The sequence below is a fragment of the uncultured Clostridium sp. genome, assembly GCF_937920395.1.
Lineage (GTDB): Bacteria > Bacillota > Clostridia > Clostridiales > Clostridiaceae > Clostridium_AD.
In genome coordinates, this window is the sequence record NZ_CALEVF010000200.1 from 1 (window position 1) to 2,755 (window position 2,755).

The 2,755-nt window shown below is 25.8% G+C and carries 2 protein-coding genes and 1 pseudogene; 1 reads left to right on the forward strand and 2 read right to left on the reverse strand.

Translation table 11 applies throughout. The features are described 5' to 3' along the window. Positions 1-1,016, reverse strand: a 1,016-nt coding sequence (locus tag Q0649_RS12585; RefSeq protein ID WP_298842399.1) for a DUF4153 domain-containing protein, incomplete at its 3' end; no start/stop codon positions are given. 370 nt (positions 1,017-1,386) lie between these two features. Between Q0649_RS12585 and Q0649_RS12590 the strand changes: the two genes are divergently transcribed. After that, complete coding sequence (locus tag Q0649_RS12590) at positions 1,387-1,959, forward strand: phosphatase PAP2 family protein (protein ID WP_298842402.1); 573 nt, start codon at positions 1,387-1,389, stop codon at positions 1,957-1,959. Positions 1,960-2,105: 146 nt separating this feature from the next. On the opposite strand, the pseudogene Q0649_RS12595 reads toward Q0649_RS12590, so the two are convergent. After that, positions 2,106-2,755 (reverse strand): annotated as a pseudogene (locus tag Q0649_RS12595) (7-cyano-7-deazaguanine synthase); the annotation flags it as partial.

Sequence of the window (2,755 nt, forward strand, 5' to 3'; positions counted from 1 at the left end):
TTAGTTTTAATATATTTCATACTACAAAGTAATATTGTAAAATTTATTATAGTAACAACAAAAAGTTCAAAGAATCCTTTTCTTGCATACTGCGAATATGTGAATTTAAGTGGAAGAAAGTTACTAGCCCCACCGTAAAGGTAGGAAAATTGAACTATTGAGAACAAAAGATATACTATATTTATCATAAATATAATTGTTAATACAGTAACCGGCTCCCATAAAACATTCTTTTTAGTATCCACATCACCTTCGTCATTATATTTAAAACTCCATATATATGAGAAGATTATAAAGAAAACCAAAATAACAACTAACAAATGGCTTGTAATTTTCCATACATTTATATTCTCAAATACACTTGAAATATTTATTATATAATTTTTAAATACCATGTCTGCAGATGTTAATAATATTAAAATAACAATTAATAACGGTATAGAAATAATCAATCCGCGTATTATATTTCTGTTCATAGATCTTTTTTCTGTATTCCTCATATTTATAATTGGTTTAACAAATACAAATGGTTTTAAAACATTTTCTGGAATAGCATTAATTACTCTACTTAGTGCTTTTAATATTATCTTTTTAGAATCCCATTTTATATTATCATATCTAATTAGAATAGTACTTATAGTCGTAAGTACCAATATCATAATTGCATTAAAAAAGTCTAAAATATTATTTGAATGAATAGAATAATTTAATACAAGTAGTAACGTTGGAACAATTATTTTAAAACCATTCGTTTTTTCAAAGGAATTCTTCCCCCTAATACTCCATACGAAAAAAGCCATAAACATAACATAAAAAATAGAAATTGAAATGCCTATTTGTTTACCATTAAAAAAAGCATCATAAATTACTGCTAAGATTATTGCTATACCTATAGTATATAATTTCTCCTTTAGGCTAATTTTTGAATCTATCACTATATTTTCTTGCCTTTTCTTCTCCTTTAAAAGTGTCAATTTTGATTTTACCATAATATCTTTAACATACTTGCTTTCCATTTTAATATCCCTCCATAATTCAGTAATATTGTTCATAAAATATTAATTTAATATCGCTCCAGTATTAATATTTTTTACAATTTCTATCATACTACTTAATTAATCATTTTTCAATATATTTTTATTGTTTTTCAATAAAAATATATTGAAGACCAGTATTAATTAAGCTTTAATGTTTTATAATTTAAAGGATATTAACAATTATATTTACAAACAATATAATTGTATCTTTTAATTGTTGCTTTTGATATAATGTTAATTGATACTTATGACTTATTGATAATTTTGTATGTTTTATATATTACAAATTAATCATATGTTTCAAATAACATAAATATTTAATGTAATATAGAGAGGATGATTAATTAAAATGCTTTATTCTTTAGCAAATTCTATGAATCTGGGATTGGATCAGTTTTTTATTTTTATTTCAAAATCTTCAGATCCTAAATTTCAGATTGTGTTAACCTTATTTGTTTTTATTATATTATATCTTCGTAATAATAAGCTTGAAGCTATTTGTTGTGCCTTTAATATTGGTCTTACTGGTTTTATAAATCTAGTACTTAAAAACACAATAAAAAGACCTAGACCTATTGGAATAAAATTAGTTGAAGCTCATGGCTACAGTTTTCCTAGTGGTCACTCCTCTATTTCTACAGCTATAGGAATTATTCTTATTTATTTTATATTTAAGCGAGCGAAAAATAAAAAGGTAGCCTATATATTAAGCGGACTTATACTTATATATCTACTTCTTGTAGGCTTTAGCAGAGTTTATGTTGGTGCACATTATCCAACAGATATTCTTGGTGGGTGGTTAATTGCAATAGTTTGGTCATATGTTTCTATCGCCGCTTATAATTTTTGTATAAAAAAAAGCGTAAATAAATATTTAGATAAACACTTTACTATTAAACTTAAAATATTTAAAAACAAATAAAAGTTTCTGTAAATATAATTAATAAATAATACAAATAAAAACAAGCTAACAAAATGATAAATCATTTTGTTAGCTTGTTTTTTGTTATCACATTTTTATTCTTTTATATTATTCATAATTTAACTGTATTTCCATCATGAATATATTTATTTGTAAATTTCCATATCTTCTATAGCTTTTTCAACAAGTTTATCAATATCTAAGACTGATTCTGACTTAATTATCTCAACTAATCTTGGTTTTGTTTTTGGATGTTTGGGAACAAAAATTGTGCAACAATCCTCATAAGGTAAAATCGATGTCTCATAAGTATCTATTTTTCTTGATACTTCTATAATATCAATCTTATCCATTGCAACTAGTGGTCTAAATACTGGTCTATCAGCCACATCATCACTTACTACAAGTCCTTCCATAGTTTGACTAGCTACTTGCCCAATGCTTTCTCCTGTAGTTACTGAATTTATGCCATATTTCTCTGCAAGTGCGCACGCAAGCCTCATCATAAATCTTCTCATTATTATTGTTAGTTCATCTTCTCTACATTTATCTATAATTTCCATTTGGATTTCAGTAAATGGCACTACATAAAGTGTTAATTTTCCAGTATATCCTTTTAAAATATTAGTTAATTGCTTTACCTTATCTTTTGCTCTCTCACTAGTATAGGGATGACTATGATAATAAACCGCATGCACTTCTACTCCACGTCTTGCCATCATATAGCCTGCAACAGGTGAGTCTATACCTCCTGATAACATAAGCATAGTGCTACCATTCATTCCATAAGGTAATC